General features: G+C 66.6%; 13 protein-coding genes. 5 read left to right on the plus strand and 8 right to left on the minus strand.

Translation table 11 applies throughout. The features are described 5' to 3' along the window. The first annotated feature begins 79 nt into the window (after positions 1-79). The gene (locus tag GHK24_RS06175) at positions 80-1,930 is read left to right on the plus strand and encodes a PHA/PHB synthase family protein (RefSeq protein ID WP_153470650.1); all 1,851 of its coding nucleotides are present in this window, start codon (positions 80-82) and stop codon (positions 1,928-1,930) included. 112 nt (positions 1,931-2,042) lie between these two features. Here GHK24_RS06175 and GHK24_RS06180 read toward each other — a convergent pair whose 3' ends face one another. Further along, on the minus strand, positions 2,043-4,064 hold the full coding sequence (locus GHK24_RS06180) for a methyl-accepting chemotaxis protein (protein WP_153470653.1): 2,022 nt from the start codon (positions 4,062-4,064) through the stop codon (positions 2,043-2,045). A gap of 281 nt (positions 4,065-4,345) precedes the next feature. On the opposite strand from GHK24_RS06180, the gene GHK24_RS06185 reads away from it, so the two are divergent. Next, a complete protein-coding gene (locus GHK24_RS06185) occupies positions 4,346-5,596 on the plus strand; it encodes an esterase/lipase family protein (protein WP_153470656.1) in 1,251 nt (416 codons plus the stop codon). Positions 5,597-5,638: 42 nt separating this feature from the next. On the opposite strand, the gene ubiT is transcribed toward GHK24_RS06185, so the two are convergent. The 7 genes from ubiT to argS all read right to left on the minus strand — a co-directional run bounded on the left by ubiT (position 5,639) and on the right by argS (position 12,344). Next, the gene (ubiT, locus tag GHK24_RS06190; protein ID WP_153470659.1) at positions 5,639-6,091 is read right to left on the minus strand and encodes a ubiquinone anaerobic biosynthesis accessory factor UbiT; all 453 of its coding nucleotides are present in this window, start codon (positions 6,089-6,091) and stop codon (positions 5,639-5,641) included. Beyond that, positions 6,088-7,002, minus strand: coding sequence for a U32 family peptidase (locus tag GHK24_RS06195; RefSeq protein WP_153470662.1), 915 nt, complete (start codon positions 7,000-7,002; stop codon positions 6,088-6,090). Before GHK24_RS06195 ends, ubiT begins: the two co-directional genes overlap by 4 nt. A 113-nt stretch (positions 7,003-7,115) precedes the next feature. Continuing rightward, entirely contained in the window at positions 7,116-8,129 is a 1,014-nt protein-coding gene (gene ubiU, locus GHK24_RS06200; RefSeq protein WP_153470665.1) for a ubiquinone anaerobic biosynthesis protein UbiU, read from the minus strand. Positions 8,130-8,323: 194 nt separating this feature from the next. Then, positions 8,324-9,100 (minus strand): SDR family oxidoreductase, encoded by a 777-nt coding sequence (locus tag GHK24_RS06205; protein WP_153470668.1) that lies wholly within the window; start codon positions 9,098-9,100, stop codon positions 8,324-8,326. Positions 9,101-9,181: 81 nt separating this feature from the next. Then, a complete protein-coding gene (locus GHK24_RS06210) occupies positions 9,182-9,859 on the minus strand; it encodes a thiol:disulfide interchange protein DsbA/DsbL (protein WP_228384566.1) in 678 nt (225 codons plus the stop codon). An 18-nt stretch (positions 9,860-9,877) separates the two neighbouring features. Next, a complete protein-coding gene (locus tag GHK24_RS06215) occupies positions 9,878-10,540 on the minus strand; it encodes an SPOR domain-containing protein (protein ID WP_228384567.1) in 663 nt (220 codons plus the stop codon). 25 nt (positions 10,541-10,565) lie between these two features. Next, positions 10,566-12,344, minus strand: a complete 1,779-nt coding sequence (argS, locus tag GHK24_RS06220) for an arginine--tRNA ligase (RefSeq protein WP_153470674.1) — start codon at positions 12,342-12,344, stop codon at positions 10,566-10,568. Between the two features lie 259 nt (positions 12,345-12,603). Between argS and ubiB the strand changes: the two genes are divergently transcribed. From ubiB to GHK24_RS06235, 3 genes are all read left to right on the plus strand, one after another. Further along, positions 12,604-14,139 carry a ubiquinone biosynthesis regulatory protein kinase UbiB gene (gene ubiB, locus GHK24_RS06225; RefSeq protein WP_153470677.1) on the plus strand — a complete coding sequence of 512 codons (1,536 nt, stop codon included), beginning with the start codon at positions 12,604-12,606 and terminating at the stop codon, positions 14,137-14,139. Positions 14,140-14,287: 148 nt separating this feature from the next. After that, positions 14,288-15,430: a beta-ketoacyl-ACP synthase III gene (locus tag GHK24_RS06230; RefSeq protein WP_153470680.1), complete on the plus strand. Its 1,143-nt coding sequence runs from the start codon at positions 14,288-14,290 to the stop codon at positions 15,428-15,430. A gap of 24 nt (positions 15,431-15,454) precedes the next feature. Further along, entirely contained in the window at positions 15,455-17,626 is a 2,172-nt protein-coding gene (locus tag GHK24_RS06235) for a diguanylate cyclase (protein WP_153470683.1), read from the plus strand. Positions 17,627-17,644 lie beyond the last annotated feature (18 nt).

A 17,644-nucleotide genomic window follows, 5' to 3' on the forward strand; every position in this document is an offset into this window, starting at 1 on the left:
TTCGTTGTGCGCGCCATCCGGCGCGGCGGGGGCGGCGTGCTCGACGCCCTCGTGCCAAACGCGATAGAGGGAGCCTCACATGACGCAAGCGCCGAAGTCCGTGGAGTCGCCAGCCGCCAGTCCCGCCGATCTGGCTAACGTGGCCAACATCTACGCCGAAGTCGCCCAGCGCTCCGCGCGGCTGCTGACGCGCTACCTCGATCGGCACGCGCGGCACGGCGTGTCGGCCGCGAGCGACGATGTTGGCGTCGCCAAAGCCTTCATGGATCTGTCGGCGCACTTTCTGGCCCATCCGTTCAAGCTCGCGCAGACGCAGATGAACATGATGTGGGACTACGTCTCGCTGTGGCAGCACACGTCCCTGAAGATGCTCGGCGTGCCGGTATCGCCGCTGGCCACGCCGGACAAGGGTGACAAGCGTTTTGCCCACGCCGACTGGGAAAACAACGCGCTCTTCGATTTCATGAAGCAGTCCTACCTGCTGTCGGCGCGCCATGTGCACTCAGCGGTAAGCGATCTCGAAGGGCTCGACCCGCTGACGCAGAACAAGGTCAATTTCTTCACGCGCCAGTACCTCAACGCCCTGTCGCCGTCGAACTTCGCGCTCAGCAATCCGGAGGTGTTCCGCGAGACCCTGAATACCCGCGGCGAAAATCTCCTGCGCGGCTTCAACAACCTTCTGCACGACCTCGAAGCGGGCGACGGCACTTTGCGCATTCGCATGACAGACACCCAGGCCTTCGAGCTGGGGCGCAACGTCGCGACGACGCCCGGCAAGGTGGTTTTCCAGAACGAGCTGATGCAGCTGATCCAGTACACGCCGACGACCCCGTCGCAGTACAAGCGTCCGCTCCTCATCGTTCCGCCGTGGATCAACAAGTACTACATCCTCGATCTGCGCGAGAAGAACTCGCTGGTGAAGTGGGCGACCGATCAGGGACATAGCGTTTTCATCATGTCCTGGGTCAATCCGGACGCGCGGCTGGCGCACAAGACTTTCGAGGATTACCTGCGCGAAGGCACGCTCGCCGCGCTCGACGCGGTTTGCCAGATCAGCGGCGAGAAAGAGGTCAACGCTGCCGGCTACTGTCTCGGCGGCACGCTGCTGATGACGACGCTCGCCTACCTCGCCGCGACGCGCGATCGGCGCATCGCCTCGGCGACCTTCTTTACCTCGCTGGTCGACTTCTCCGATCCCGGCGAACTGGGCGTCTTTGTCGACGAGGCCTCGGTCAGCGCGCTCGAGAAGAAAATGGCCGAACGCGGTTTCCTCGAAGGCAGCGAGATGGCCGGCACCTTCAACCTCCTGCGCGCCAACGACCTGATCTGGTCTTTCGTGGTGAATAACTACCTGATGGGCAAGGACCCCTTCCCCTTCGACCTGCTTTACTGGAACAGCGATTCGACGCGCATGCCCTACGCCATGCACAGCTTCTACCTGCGCAAGATGTACCTCGAAAACGCCCTGCGCAAAGCGGGCGGCATCACGCTGGCCGGGGTGAAGATCGACGTCGCCAAGGTCAAGGTGCCGTGCTACTTCATCTCGACGATCGAAGACCACATCGCGCCCTGGAAGACCACCTACGCCGGCGCGCTCCTGCCGCGTGGGCCGGTACGCTTTGTCCTCGGCGGCTCTGGCCATATCGCCGGTATCGTCAATCCGCCCGCGGCCAACAAATACGGCTACTGGACGAACGAAAGCCTGCCGGCGCTTGCCGACGATTTTCTTGCCGCAGCGACGGCACACGATGGCTCGTGGTGGACCGACTGGCACCAGTGGCTGCTCGCCTTGCCTGCTGGCAACGCGCAGGTGCCGGCGCGGGTTCCCGGCAGTGGTCCGCTGCCGGTGATCGAAGACGCGCCGGGCGCTTTTGCCCGCTTCCGGCTCGATCTGCAACGGCCCGTCGCGCACGACAGCGCGCCGGCCTAGTCGTTACGCCGCGTCTCTCCGCGTCCTCCCGCGTATCGGCGCGTCGCACCTGTCCGGGCTCCGCCACGCCTGATCTCGACGCACTGCGCGGCGCTGCGTCAGTCCTGCGCCTTCAGGTGCGCAGGCCCGCCACCGACTCGCGCAGACGGGCGGCCAGTGCGGCCAGCGCGCCGGCCGCTTCGGCGGCGGCCTGAATGGCGGCGTGGTTATGCTCGCTCATCGTCGCGATCTCTTCGGCGTGGCCGGCGATCGCCTCGCTGGTGCTGGCCTGGCTGGCCGCTTCGCTGACGATGCCGCGCACGTGCTCGGCCGAGCTGGCGACGGTCTGGCGAATCTCGGCCAGAGTCGTCGCCAGATCGTTCGCCAGACGCGCGCTGCCGCCGACCAGTTCGCCACTGGCGTTCATTTCGCTCGCCGCTTGCGTGATGTCGGACTGAATGGCGCCGATGGTGCTGCCGATTTCCTGCGTCGACACACGCGTGCGCTCGGCCAGCTTGCGGACCTCGTCGGCGACGACGGCGAAGCCGCGTCCGGCTTCGCCGGCTCGCGCCGCTTCGATGGCGGCGTTCAACGCCAGAAGATTGGTCTGCTCGGCGATTTCGCGGATGGTCAGGACGATGGTGTCGATGGCGCGCGAGCGGTCTTCGAGCGAGCGGATGATGCCCACCGTTTTGAGCACGCCGTCGGCGATGCGCTGCATTTCAGTGGCGGTAGCCAGCGCGTCGCGTTCGCCGTGGCGGGTCGCGCTGTCGGCGTCGCTGGCGATGCGTGCCGTTTCTTCGGCGTGCGTCGCCACCTGCCGGATCGATCCGGTCAGCGCGTGCGCCGCGCCGGCCGTGTGGGTGGCGGCGTCGTTCTGGCGTGCCGAGGCGTCGGCGACCTGTTGCCCCATGCCGCCGAGCTTGCCGGCGGCGCTGGCGACATCGCTGGCGGCGGCGGTGGCATCGTGAATGATGCCCGCGAAATGAGCGGCCATGCGGTTGAAGCTGTCGGCGACGGCGGCGACTTCGTCGTGCGAGGCCGTCTCGGCACGCGCGCGCAGATCGCCGTCGGCCAGCGCCGCCGCTGCCCGGTGCAGGGAGCGGATGCCGTGCATGATCGACTGATAGGCACCGACGAAGGCCCACGCCAGGAGTAGTAGCGCGCCGATCAGCGCGGCGCCGACCAGATTGCGGGTCAGGCGCAAGGAATCCTCGCGCTCGGCAAGCACTGCGGCGGCGGCGGGGGCGGCTGCCGTGGCCAGTGCCTGCGCGGCGGCAATGGCGTCGCTGCCGCGCCGGGCGTAGTCGTTCGGCGCGATGTCGAAGTCGGTGGTGTCGATGACCTTGGTCGTCAGCGCTTCTTCCAGCGGCAGGTGTGCGCTGGCAAGCGCCGAGGTCGGCGCCTCCAGACTGGCGGCGAGTTCCGGGCGGGCGGCGACGGCTTTCGTCACCGCGTCGACGCTCTCGCCGACGAGCGGGTCGAGGCTGCCGCGCACCAGTTGCAGACGGCTGCGCTGCGCGCTTTTCAGGCGTTGCCGCATGATTGCGCCGACCCCGATATCGCGCGCCAGTCCGAAACTGTCGATGAGTTGCGGCAGGCGTTCGCCGAGGGCGTTGGCGAGCAGGGCGACGCTGGCATCGGGGTCGGCGCGCAGGCCGCCGCTTTCGAGCGATTGCGCCATGGCGTCGCGGACGATCTGCGCCAGTTCGCTGTGTGCGTTGAGACCGTCGTCGTCGTTCTGCTGGCGCACGTCCTGCCAGCGCGTGCTGAAATCGTCCCATTTGCTGGTCAGTGCCGCATCGCTGGTGCCGGCTGGCGCAGCGGCCAGTTGCGCGCGCAGCGCAGCCAATGTGCCGTCGACGGCGTCACGGCGGGCATCGCGTTGCTGGCTTGCCGCCTCATCGCCAGCGGCGCTGGCTTGTGCCGTGGCGTGCCGGTCGGCGAGGGCAACGAGGAGCGAGATGGCCGGCAATTGCTGGGCGAGGGCGGCCTGCTCGCGTTCGAGCGTCGTCAGGCTGCGTTGTTGTTCGTAGAGGACGCCGCCGGCGAGCGCGAGCATCGGTAGCGTCACCAGCGCCGCGTTGAGCAGCAGTTTATGGCGATAGCTCAATCGCCCGACCAGCCAGGCGGCAGGCGCGAAAAGGCGTGACATGGAGGTTCCCGACAAGACAGTTGCCGCAGTCTAGGCGGCGAATGTGTCACGGCCGTGAAATCCCGTTGTAATGAAGAGGCCCGCTGTTTCCTCGCGGATCGGCCTCGATCGGGGTTTGCGGCGGGCGGGTGCGTGGTGCGCTGTCGTGGGCCTTGCCGGCATCGCTGTACATCGCGGCGCTTGCCGCTATCCTTCTCCTCGCGGGCCTCGCCCGGCGCCTTTGCGCTGGCCGATGCTTCGCTCCATCGTCCATCCTTCGTGATCATCCGGCCGGAGTTGCCATGTCGCCGCCCTTTTCCCCGCCGCCCAAGTCGTCGCCGTCGAATGCGTCGCCCAGTCTCAGTCGGCTGCTCAAGCGGCAATTGCTGGAAGACACGCGCCGGCTGGAGTCTTTGCAGGATGAGCTTGCCGCGACGGCCTTCGGTGTCTTGCGGCGCCTGCCCTTCGTCGGCGTGCCGGCGCGTCTGGCCGAGCGTGTTCATGCGGGCGTCAGCGGCAGCGTCTTTGCCGCGCTGCGCTTTGGCGGCGGCACTCTGCTGGAGGCGACGGCGGCGCTGGAGGAGTCTGCCAGTACGCCGGGCGCCTCGCTCGTCCAGCGCGCCGGAGCGGTGCGGGCGGCGATCAACGCGCTGGCCGGCGAAGATCTCGCGGCGCAGGGCAGCGCGCTGGCCATCCCGATGACGCTGATTCCGGAGTCGTCGGGGTCGTCGGAGGGGACGCCTCGCCGGCTCGTCGTCTATGTGCACGGCTTTGCCTGTGACGAAAATCTCTGGCAAGCCTTTGATGCAGATGCGGTTTGTGCGGATAGCTCAACGCCCGGCGATCCGGCCGCCGTCTCGCCCTTCGCCGCCAATCTGGCCGCCGAGGTCGGCGCGACGGCGTTGTATCTCCGCTACAACACGGGGCTGGCAGTCGCCGACAACGCGCGTGCCTTTGGCGATCTGCTCGACGCCCGCTGCGCCGCGTGGGTGGCGGTGCCGGAGATCGTGCTCGTCGGACATAGCGCTGGCGGCTTGCTGGCGCGCTGTGCCTGTGAGGCCGCCGACGATGCCGGGGCCTGGCCGCGTTGGCCCTGGCAGCGCAGGACGCGCCTGCTGGTGTGTCTGGCCACGCCCCATGCCGGGGCGCCTGTCGAAAAACTTGCCGACTGGGCGACGCAGGCGCTGGCGCGTGCGCCGGGCGGCGCCGAGTGGGGACGCGCGGCGGTGAGCCGGCGAGCCGAGATCGAACGTCTGCGCGAGACGCTTGCCCATTCCTCGGCAGGCGCGGCAACGCGCGGGATTGCCTATCGTTTGCTGGGGGTGAGTCTGGCGCAGGATGTCGAGCATCCGCTGGCGGACTGGCTGGGCGACGGGATGGTCAGCCTCTCGGGAGCGACGGCGTCACCGTCTGCCGGCGATGTCGAGACCGCCCGCATCGGCGGCGTCGGCCATCTGGCGATGTTGAGCGATGCGCGGGTGCAGCGTTGTGTGCGCGACTGGGTCGCCGCAGTCTGGCCGCGCCCGAGCGCGGCGGTGGCTGGCGCAGGCTAGCGGGGTGCGGCGTACCGGAGCCGGCCGCCAGCCGCCTGGCGTTTAGCGCCGGAAGGCCGGCATCTTCGGCATTTGCGGCCACTCGATGGCGTCGAGCATGTTCTTGACGACAAGACCAAGCTCGGTATCGCCTTCGATCGACAGTTCGCGATTGAAGAAGAGGGTATCGGGGTCTTCCTGGCGCGCCAGCATTTGCAGGAACGCCGACAGGTTGGCCGAGAAGATGAGGTCGGCGTCGCCCGTCGTCGCGAATACCGGGCGGAACAGGCCGCCGCGATAGACGAAGCGCGCTTCGCCACCGGTGTCGTTGACGCGCACGAGGAAGCTGCGGCCGTCGAGGAGCGCCAGACTGTCGTCGGGCAAGAGCTTCATCTTGGCGGCAGCATTCAGGCCGGCGGTCAGGACGAGCGCGTGCGGCCATTGCGGCAGACGGCGGGTGATGTTGGCGACGAGCGGCGGCAACTTGAAACGGGGAATGTTGGGAAGCGTGCTCATGCGTCGACTCCTTGCAGTTGATTGAGCGCGGCCTGATGACGCTGGACGATACCGGCGTCGCCGAACCAATAGCCATCGACCAGACCGTTGGGATTCCATTCGGCGCGCGCCGTTGCCGGCAGGCCGCGCCGCGCCGCGTCGAAGGCGGCGACGATTTCCGCCGTGTGCTGCGGTTGTGGGCTGATGCGAATGATGTCGATGCCGAGAGCCGCCATGTCGGCGACTTCGCCGAGCAGGTTGTAGCTCTGCGCCGACATGGTCTGGATGCCGTTGATGGTGAGGAAGGGCTGTCCCTCGCGCGTCGTCAGCGTCATCCCTTCCGGGTGGTCGATGCACTTGAACTGGCAGTCGTCCTTGTTGAGCGTGTAGTGGCGCGCCGTGAAGCAGCGGGCCGAGAAGGCGAGCGGCAGCTTGCCGAAGGCAAAGACTTCGGTCTCCAGCCCTTGCGGACGGGCGGCATGCAGCGCGGCGATCTGCGCACGCGAGGCTTCTAGCGGCGGCACCCAGCGCTTCATGCCGTAGCGCGTGTAGGTGGCGATCGTGCCTTCGTTGTAGATGTTGAGGTGCGGGCCGGCGACGAAGGGCTTGCCGGCGGCCAGGCTCACCGCGCCGAGGTCGTTGGCCTCGATCATGCAGCGGTCACCGAGTTCCTCGATCAGGCGGCGCAGCGTCTTCAGGTCGCTTTCCGATTCGAGCAGGGCTTGCGCCGAGATGACGACTTCCTTGCCGGCGTCGACCAGATCGCGCGCCAGACCGATCCAGTCGGCCAGACGCAATTGCTGACGGCGCGAACAGACGACCTCGCCGAGGTAAACGATGTCGATGGCCGGGTTCTGCGCCACATCGGCGTAGAACTCGAGCACTTCCTGTTTCGGCCAGAAGTAGAGCAGGGGTCCGAGGGAGATTTTCATCAGCAGCTTCTCTGTGTGTTTCTCGTTCTGCCGCAAACAGGCGGGGGCGGGCTGGCGGCGTAGGGAATGAGACGGTGGCGCGACGGGACGGGCGGACGCGGCGGTGGCGTGGTTTAGCGCCAGGGGCGGTTGTAGGCGCCGAGCGTCGCTTGCGTGCCCTCGGAAACCTTCGCCAGCTCAGCGTGCCAGGCCGGCTTGACCGAGAAACGCTCGCCTTCGCGCGCCAGCGCATCGAGGGCCGCACGCAGCGTGCGCGTCACTTGCGTGACGTAGGTGGGGCTGCGCTGGCGGCCTTCGACCTTGATCGCCGAGACGCCGATGCGGGCGATTTCCGGCAGCAGTTCGAGGACGTTGAGGCTGGTCGGCTCTTCCAGTGCGTAATAGGTCTCGCCGTTGACTTCAAAGCGGCCCTTGCACAAGGTCGGGTAGCCGGCCGGTTCGTCGTCGCCGAAACGGTCGATGAGGACGCCGTTCAGCCGCGTGCTCATCGAGCCGGGGCTCTTTTCCCACTTCACGTATTTCGCCGGCGAACAGGCGCCAACGGTGTTCGGGCTCTCGCCGGTGGCGTAGGAGGAGAGCCAGCAGCGGCCTTCGTTCATCACGCACAGGCTGCCGAAGCCGAAGACTTCGATCTCGATGGGCGTGTTCTTGATGACGTGCTCGACCTGCGCCAGCGTCAGCACGCGCGGCAGCACGGCACGCTTCACGCCGAATTCACGGTGCGCGAAGTTGACGGCTTCGTAGTTGGTGGCCGAGCCCTGCACCGAGAGGTGCAGACGCAGATTGGGGTGGCGCCGGCTGGCGTAGTCGAGCAGGGCGACGTCGGCGATGATCACCGCGTCGACGCCGAGATCGGCGGCGCCGTCGACGGCGCGGTGCCAGTCGGCCAGCCGTCCCGGTTGCGGGAAGGTGTTGATCGCCAGCAGCACGTGGCGGCCGTGGTTGTGGGCGTAACGGATGCCTTCCGCCATGGCTTTGGCGTCGAAATTCAGACCGGCGAAATTACGGGCATTCGTATCGTTGCGGTAGCCGAAGTACACCGTATCGGCGCCGTTATCGATGGCGTTCTTCAGTGCGGGCAGACTGCCGGCGGGACAGACAAGCTCGGGGAGTTTCTGGTTGAGCATGGGTGTTCTCGTCAAACGAAGGCGCCAAGTATAGCCAGCCTGCGCCACAGGCGCTTGATTTTGGTCAAAAAGCCCGGCCGTCGCGGCGTGCCGGCGGGCCGGGTTTCACGGGGGGGCGGTGGCCCTGTGCCGGAGGCGCGCCGGTCTGCTTCCGCGGCCGGTGCAACGCACCGCCGGCAGGCCGCGATGGCCGCCTAGAGCGGCAGTTGTCGTGGCTTGTGCGGCGCCTTGGCGAACAGTCGGTCGTACAGCGCGTTCGGCAGCAGGCGCAGCAGCTTGGCGACGAAGCCCATTTGCCAGGGAACCACGGCGTAGCTGTCGCCGCGCTCGATGACGCGCGCGAAGCGGCGCGCGGCCTCGTCGGCCGGCAGCAGGAAGGGCATGGGGTACGGGTTGACGGCGGTCATCGGCGTGGCGATGTAGCCCGGGCAGATCGTCACCACACGCACACCGGAGTCGGCGAGTTCGAGGCGCAGGCTTTCGAGGTAGGTAATCGCGGCGGCTTTCGAGGCGCTGTAGGCTTCGGCGCCGGGCAGGCCGCGAATGCCGGCTACCGAGGCGAGACCGACGAGCCGCCCGCCTCCGGCGGCTCGCATGGCGGCGATGAAAGGCGAGAAGGTAGCGGCCATGCCGTAGACGTTGATGTCGAGCACACGCCGCAGCACGGCGAGGTCTTCGGCGTATTCGCTGAGCGTGCCGACCGAGACGCCGGCGCTGGCGATGACGACGTCGGGGGCGCCGAAGCGGGCGATGAAGTCGCTCCCGGCAGCGGCCAGTGCGTCCGCTTCGGTCACATCAAGCGGGTAGGCGATGATCTGGCCGGGCAGTCGGCGCGCCAGCGCGTGCAGACGCTCCGGCCGGCGGCCAACGACGCCGATGATCGTCTGGTCGCTGGCGTAATGCGCCACGAGCGCTTCGCCGATACCTGACGAGGCGCCCGTGATGAAGAGGCGGCGAGGCTTTCCGCTCATGCCGCCGCGCCTGTGTGTGACGGGCACGGACGGTGGCGTTGGCGCGCTTGGCTGCGTGACAGGGGAGCCGTCCGTGGCGTGTTATTTTTTCTTGGGGGCGGGCTTTTTGGCGCCGCTACGATCGGCGCGGGCCTTGGCAATGACGCGGTCGCTCTGTGTCAGCAGCGCTTCCAGCGGGCCTTGCGCCAGCACGCGGTATTTGCCGTCGACCGTGATCGCCGGGACGCCGTCGATCTTGTACGCCTGCACCATCTGCTCGGCGCGGTTGAGCTTGCTGGCGACGCTGAAGGAGTTGAAGGCATCGGCGAACTTGCGCGCGTCGACGCCCTGCGCGACGGCCCACTCGGTGATGCTGCGCTCGTCGATGAGGCGCAGCCCCTTTTCATGCAGCGCGGCGAAGACGGCGCCGTCGAGTCGCGCGAGATCGCCGGTGATTTCGAGCGCGTAGTAGAGCTTGCCGAGGATGGCCCATTGCGGTCGGCCGAAGGAGACCGGGACGCGGTGAACGACGACATCCGCCGGTTGCCGCGCCACCCATTTCACGAGCAATGGGTTGAGGTCGTTGCAGTGCGGGCAGCCGTAGGAGAAGAATTCGAGGACTTCGATCTTGGCCGGCGAGTCGGTCGCCTGCACCGGGTCAATCGGCGCGAAGTCGCGTCCGGCGACGGCTGCCGATTGCGCCATGGCGGTCGTTGCCGTCAGGGCGAGCAGCATGCCGGCGCACCAGCCGGTGAGAGTCTTGATCGTCTGCATACGCATTTTTCGAGCCTTTCTTCGTTAGTCCTTCTTGACGACGGTGGCGTCGACGCCTTGTCGGGAGAGGTCGGCGCGCGTCTTGGCAAGATCGTCGCTGCGCGAGAACGGCCCGAGGCGGACGCGGTACCACACCTTGTCTTGCACCATCACCTGCTGCACGGTCGCTTCAACGCCCATCATTGCCAGTTTGGCCTTCTGGTTGTCGGCGTCGCCCGCCGACTGGAAGGAGCCGGCCTGCAGGAAGGTCGGTTCCTTGAGCGCGGCGCTGTCGGCTTTATCCGATTTCTCGGCTTTGTCCGACTTGTCGTTCTTGCTCTTGGCATCGCTGTCGCCCTTGCCGGACGGCTTGGTATCGGGAGTGGGTTCGGCGGCGCCCGGCAGGATTTTGTAGAAATCGAAGCGCGGCTTGTCGCTGCCGGCTTCCGGCGCCGGGTCGCCGGGCTTGCCCGGCAGGGCGGCGGGCGTGGCGCTGTTGTTGTTGCTCTTTTCGTTTGCCGCCGGCGCGGGGGCGTTGCTGCTCGCCGGTGCCGGCCCTTGCGGTTTGTTGGTGAAGGGCGTTGGCGTCTTGTTGATGTACCAGACGACGGCGGCAGCGGCGATGACGCCGATCACCAGTCCGATGAACAGGCCGACCAGGGTGCCGCCACCGGATTTGCGCGGTGCCGGTTGTCTGCGGGGCTTCATGTCGCGGCTCATGGTTTCTTCTCGTTTACATCGATTGCGGGCAGGAAACGCCCAACAGGCCCAGGCCGTTGCGAATGACCTGGGCAACGGCGGCCGCCAGCGTCAGGCGCGCTGCGCACAGTTCGGCATCGTCGACGCGCATGCGTTCGGCGTTGTAGTAGCTGTGGAACTCGGCGGCCAGATCGCGCAGGTAGAAGGCGATGGCGTGCGGTGCGAGTTCGGCTGCAGCGGCGTCGATGACTTCGGGGAATTCGCCCAGACAGGCGGCCAGCGCGACTTCGCGTGCGCCGGAGAGGAGCGCCAGGCGCGCCGCCGTCGGCACCGGCAGGGCGGCGTCGGTGCTTTGCGCCAGCAGGCTGGCGATACGGGCGTGCGCGTACTGCACGTAGTAGACCGGGTTGTCGCTCGACTGGCTCTTGGCGAGATCGAGGTCGAAGTCGAGGTGCTGGTCGGATTTGCGCAGCACGTAGAAGAAGCGGCAGGCGTCGTTGCCGACTTCGCCGCGCAGCTCGCGCAGCGTGACGAATTCGCCCGAACGCGTCGACATCGAGGCTTTCTGGCCGTTGCGGTAGAGGACGGCGAACTGCACCAGGGCGACGTCCAGACGCTCACGGTCAAGGCCGAGGGCGTCGAGCGCCCCCTTCACCCGCGGGATGTAGCCGTGGTGGTCGGCGCCCCAGACGTTGATGATGCGGTCGAAACCGCGCTCGTACTTGTTGAGGTGGTAGGCGATGTCGGAGGCGAAGTACGTGTACAGGCCGTTTTCGCGTTGCACGACGCGGTCTTTCTCGTCGCCGAAGGCGGTCGAGCGGAACCAGCGGGCGCCGTTCTGCGTGTAGAGATGGCCGGCTTTTTCGAGCTTGTCGATGCAGCGCGCGACGAGGCCGGTATCGAACAGCGATTTTTCCGAGAACCAGACGTCGAAATGGACAGCGAAGCCTTCCAGATCGTCGCGGCAATCGTTCAATTGCTCGTTCAGCGCGAAGCCGTGCACGAAGGCCCAGTCGTCGCCGAGCAGCGTCTTGGCGCGGTCGATCAGGCCGTCGAGGTGCAATTCGCGTTGTTGCTTGGCTTCGTCGTCGCTGCGTTCAGCGTCCGGCATGGCGGGCAGGCCGGCGACGACGCTGGCCGCCGGGCGAACGAAGCGTGCGCCTTGCGTGGCGTGCAGTTGCGCCGCCATCTCGCGCACGTAGTCGCCCTGATAGGCGTTGCCGGGGAAGGCAACATGCTCGCCGGCGCGGTCGAGATAGCGCAGCCAGGTCGACACGCCGAGGATGTCCATCTGCCGGCCGGCGTCATTGACGTAGTACTCGCGCGTCACATCCCAGCCGGCAAAGGCGAGCAGGCTGGCGAGGCTGGCGCCGTAGGCGGCGCCGCGGCCGTGGCCGACGTGCAGCGGGCCGGTCGGGTTGGCCGACACGAATTCGACCTGCACGCGCCGTCCGGCACCCGCCGTCGAGCGGCCGTAGGCATCGCCCGCGCGCAGCACGGCGGCGACGGCGTCGAGCTTGGCCGCTGGTTGCAGGTGGAAATTGATGAAGCCGGCGCCGGCGATATCGACGGAGGCGACGTAGGGCGAGGGCGGCAGTTCGCCGAGAATGAGTTGCGCCAGTTCGCGCGGATTGCGCTTGAGCGTACGCGCCAGTTGCATGGCGATGTTGCAGGCGAAATCGCCATGCGAGGCTTGTTTCGGCCGTTCCAGCGTGATCGCCGGGAGGCTCGTCGCCTCGTCGCCGGCGGGCACGACGCTGGCGAGCGCGGTGCGCAGCAGGTCGGCGAGGTGGAGCTTGATGTCTTGACTCATCAGGAATCCTGAAGGATGGGCTGGATTTTATCGAGGGCCGATTATACGACGCGACGGGCGAAGCTCGCGCGTGCGCGGCGTCGTGGCATGGCGGGCGGTCTGGGTGCGGTGCGGGCGAGGGGCAGGCCGATGCGCGGCGAGGGGCGCGCGAATCGCGCTACGACTCGTTACATGAGCCGCCGCCAGCGCTGCCGCGCCCGCACCGATTCGGGATAAACTCACGCCTTCCCTCCGCCTGCCGACACCGTCCGCCCGCTCAATGCGTCTTTTCCGCCTCGCCAAGATTCTCCGCATTTCTGTCCGCTACGGGCTTGACGAAATGATCCTCGAACACGAGTCGAGCGGTCGCTTGGTCGCCCTGACGCGGATGTTCTTCTTCTGGCGTCGCTTCACGGTGCCGCCCGCCGAGCGGCTGCGTCTGGCGCTGGAGTCGCTGGGGCCGATTTTCGTCAAGTTCGGGCAGGTGTTGTCGACGCGGCGCGATCTGTTGCCGGCGGACATCGCCGACGAGCTGGCGAAGCTGCAGGACCGCGTGCCGCCCTTCTCTTCCGAGCTGGCGCTGGCGGAAATCGCCAAGGCCTACGGTCGGCCGGCGAGCGAGGTGTTCGCCGAATTCAACGCGACGCCGGTGGCGAGCGCGTCGATTGCGCAGGTTCACTTTGCGCGGCTGCACGCCGAAGACGGCGGTTTTGACGTGGCGGTGAAAATCCTGCGGCCGTCGATGCGCGACGTCATCGCTCACGACCTTGGCCTGCTCGATACCTTCGCGGGGTTGCTCGAGAAGGTCTGGGCCGACGGTCGTCGCCTGCGTCCGCGCGAAGTCGTCGCCGAATTCGCCAAGTATCTCTACGACGAACTCGACCTGATGCGCGAGGCCGCCAACTGCTCGCAGCTGCGGCGCAATTTCGCCGGCTCGAACATCCTGCAGATTCCCGAGGTGTACTGGGATTTCTGTACGCCGACGGTGATGGTCATGGAGCGCATGCGCGGCATCCCGATCAGCCAGACCGAGGCGCTGGTCGAGGCGGGCATCGACCTGCCGGCCTTGTCGCGTGCCGGCGTCGAGATTTTCTTCACGCAGGTCTTCCGCGACGGCTTCTTTCACGCCGACATGCATCCCGGCAACATCTTCGTCGCCACCGATCCGGAGCATCACGGCAGCTACATCGCGCTCGACTTCGGCATCGTCGGCACGCTGACCGACGTCGACAAGAACTACCTGGCGCAGAATTTCCTCGCCTTCTTCCGTCGCGACTACAAGCGCGTCGCGCTGGCACACGTCGAGGCCGGCTGGGCGCCGCCCGATACGCGCATCGACGAGTTCGAGGCGGCAATCCGCGCTGTCTGCGAGCCGGTGTTCGACCGGCCGCTGCGCGAGATTTCGTTTGGTCGCGTGCTATTGCGGCTCTTCCAGACTTCGCGCCGTTTCAACGTCGAAATCCAGCCGCAGCTCGTCATGCTGCAAAAGACGCTGCTCAACATTGAAGGGCTCGGTCGCCAGCTCGATCCCGAGCTGGATCTGTGGAAGACGGCGAAGCCTTTCCTTGAACGCTGGATGAACGAGCAGCTGGGCTGGCGCGCTTTCGTCGACGGCATCAAGCGCGAGGTGCCGAACTGGGCGCGCACGCTGCCGCAGTTGCCGCGTCTGGTGCATCAGTCGCTGGCGCAACCGGCGCCCGTCGATCCGACGCCCTTGCTGGCGCAGATCGCGGCGACGCAGCGGCAGCAGAACGCCTTGCTGGGTTTGATCGCTCTCCTGCTGCTGGCTTTGTTGCTGGCGCGCTACTTCTTCTGAGGGGTCAGAGGCGGTGCGCCGTCAGGCGCGATGCGCGTGTGGGTAGTGCAGGAGATCGTGGTTTTTTAGGGAAGTGGATCGTTATTCGTCGTCAGCATCGTTTCGCATAATTCGAACAACCCGAAAAATTCGAACAGGGAGCAGTTCCATGAAGCGCGTCGTCATCAGCGGGTCCGGCTTGTTTACTGCGCCGTACGTTATCGACAACGAGGAACTGGTCAGCGCCTTCAACGCGTATGCCGAGGCGGAAAACGCCCGCAACGCGGAAGCCATTGCCCGTGGCGAGCAGGCGCCGCTCGCGCTGTCGAGCGTCGCCTTCATCGAAAAAGCCTCCGGCATCCGCCGTCGCTATGTGATGGACAAGGAGGGCGTGCTCGATCCGCAGCGTCTGCGCCCGCGCCTTGCCGCGCGTGCCGACGACGAGCTTTCCCTGCAAGCCGAAATGGCGGTCGCCGCCGCCCGGCAGGCGCTGGCCGCCGCCGGCCGCCAGCCCGCAGATATCGACGCGGTGATTTGCGCCGCTTCCAACATGCAGCGTCCGTATCCGGCAATGGGCATCGAAATCCAGCACGCGCTGGGGATCGAACAGGGCTTTGCCTTCGACATGAACGTCGCCTGCTCGTCGGCCACCTTTGCCATCGAACAGGCGGCCAATGCGGTGCGCAGCGGATCGGCGCGCGCCGTGCTCGTTGTCAGTCCGGAGATCTGTTCGGCGCATCTGGCCTGGCAGGATCGCGACTGCCACTTCATCTTTGGCGACGTGTGTACGGCGCTCGTCATCGAACGTGCTGACCTCGATCCGCCGACGAATCCCGTCGGCGCCGGCGGGTGCTGGGAGGTGCTGGGCACTCGTCTGGTGACGCGCTTCTCCAATGCGATCCGCAACAATTTCGGCTTTCTGACGCGCAGCGAGGACGGTGATTTTGCCGCCCGCGACAAGCTCTTCCGGCAGGAAGGGCGGCGCGTCTTCAAGGAGGTCTGCCCGATGGCGGCCGATCACATTGCCGCGCATCTTGCCGATCTGTCGCTGTCGCCTGCGGGCGTGCGCCGTTTCTGGTTGCATCAGGCCAATCTGTCGATGAACCAATTGATCGCGCGGCGCCTGCTCGGGCGCGAAGCGACGGCCGATGAGGCTCCGGTGATCCTCGACGAATTCGCCAACACGGCGTCGGCCGGTTCGGTGATCGCCTTCCACCGTCACCGCGACGACCTCGCGGCGGGTGACGCGGGCGTCATCTGCTCCTTCGGCGCCGGTTACTCCATCGGCAGCGTCGTCGTCCGCCGGCTCTAAGCGGGGCGAGTGAGCGAGCACGTGATGCGACCCTGCTTTGACTGGCGACGCGGCGGGCGCTGGCTGGCGCTCCTCTGCGCGTGCGGGGCGCTGCTTGCGCCGCACGCTTTCGCCGGGGCTCCGATGGCGCCGGCGGAAAAAGGCTCTGGCGCCGCGGCGGCCACGCCGATGGTCAGCGAGTCGACCAGTGATGCGGCAACGCTGACGCCCGTCACCCTGCAGCTCAAATGGCAGCACCAGTTCCAGTTTGCCGGGTATTACGCGGCGGCCGCGCGCGGCTATTACCGCGACGTCGGCCTCGATGTGCGTTTCCAGGAGGCCGACGGCAAACATGATCCGACCGACGCCGTTTTCGAAGGGCGCGCGGAGTTCGGCGTCGGCAACAGCGATCTCCTGTTGCGCTTCGCGCGCGGGCAGAAGCCCGTTGTGCTGGCCGTGATCTTCCAGCATTCGCCGCTCGCCATGATGATGCTTGATCCCTCCGGCGTTGGCAGTCTGCATAGCATCGCCGGGCGGCCGGTGATGATCGAGCCGGCGGCGGCCGAGCTGTTTGCTTACTTGCGGCGTGAGGGGCTGGCGCCCGGCAGCTTTACGCTGGTGCCGCACGGCTTTCATCCGGACGACCTGCGTTCGGGGAAAGTCGAGGCCATGTCGGTTTATTCCACCGACGAGCCGTTTCTCCTGACGCAGTCGCAAACGCCGTTTGCTCTCTATTCGCCGCGCACCTCGGGCATCGATTTTTACGGCGACAACCTGTTTACCACCGAGCAGATGGTGAACGAGCGGCCGGCCGTGGTGGCCGCTTTTCGGCAGGCGAGTCTGCGCGGCTGGCATTACGCGATGGAGCATCAGGAAGAGATCATCGATCTGATCCTGCAGAAGTACAGCCAGCGCAAGAGTCGCGATCATCTGCGCTACGAGGCGGCGCACATGGCGCCCCTGGTGCAGCCGGGGCCTGTCGACATCGGCTACACCTATCCCGGGCGCTGGCAGCACATTGCCGACATCTACGCCGAACTCGGCATGTTGCCGCCCGGCATCTCGCTCGACGGCCTGCTCTATGAGCCGGATGCCTGGCATATCCCGCGCTGGATGACGTGGATGATGTTCGGGTTGCTCGGCGCGGTGCTCAGTGCCTTGCTCTTCTCGCTGCAAATCTTCCACAACAACCGACGGCTGGCAACGGAGGCGTCGCTGCGTCGGCAGATCGAGGCCTCATTGCAGTTGAGCGAGCGGCGCTACCGGACCATTTACGAAGAAGCGCCGCTCGCCTTCATCCTCCTCGACCGTGGCGCGCATGTGGCGGGCTGGAACAGCAACGCCGAACGCATTTTTGGCTGGAATGCCGGCGAAATGCTTGGCCGTTCGATCGAGCGCATGGTCATTCCCGAAGACATGCCGAAAGTTCGTGAGGTGCTCGATCAGGTGTTGATCGGCGGCGGCGTTCGGCACTCGGTCAATCACAACCTCACCCGCGATGGCCGGGTGATCGTTTGCGAGTGGAGCAACTCGCAGGAAATCAACGCCGACGGCGAGGTCATCGGCGTCTTGTGTCTGGCGCAGGATGCGACCGAGCGTTTTCGCATGCGCGAAGAACTGGAGGGCGCCAACCAGAGCCTGCGCACGCAGATTGCGCAGATTCAGGCCTTGCAGTCGCAACTGCTGGAGCAGACGCTGCGCGATCCGCTGACCGGTGTCTTCAACCGGCGCTATCTCGAGGAGACGCGGCCACGCGAATTCGCGCGTGCGCAACGCGAGGGTTACGCCATCGCCTTCCTTTTCCTCGATATCGACCGCTTCAAGCAGATCAACGACGAACTGGGGCACGAAGTCGGCGACGACGCGCTGCGCCAGGTGGCCGCCTTGCTGCTCGCGCATGCGCGCACCGAGGACATCGTCTGCCGCTTTGGCGGCGACGAATTCATCGTCCTGCTGCCGAACATGGCGCAGGCGGCGGCACTGGCGCGTGCCCGGCAGATTTGCGCGGCCTGTGCCGAACTGACGCTGGGTAGCGGCGAAGGGGCGACGGCACTCAGCGTTTCCATCGGCGTGGCGCTCTATCCCGAGCATGGTCAGACCGATGCTGAACTCGCCCGTGCCGCCGATCTCGCGCTCTACGCCGCCAAGAGCGGCGGGCGTAATCGCGTGGCCCTGGCGCGCACCGACTCCCGGACGCCGACTCCCGGCGATGCCTGAGCCGGCTGCCTCTTTTTG

It is taken from the genome of Rhodocyclus gracilis (assembly GCF_009617575.1).
GTDB classification, from domain to species: domain Bacteria; phylum Pseudomonadota; class Gammaproteobacteria; order Burkholderiales; family Rhodocyclaceae; genus Rhodocyclus; species Rhodocyclus gracilis.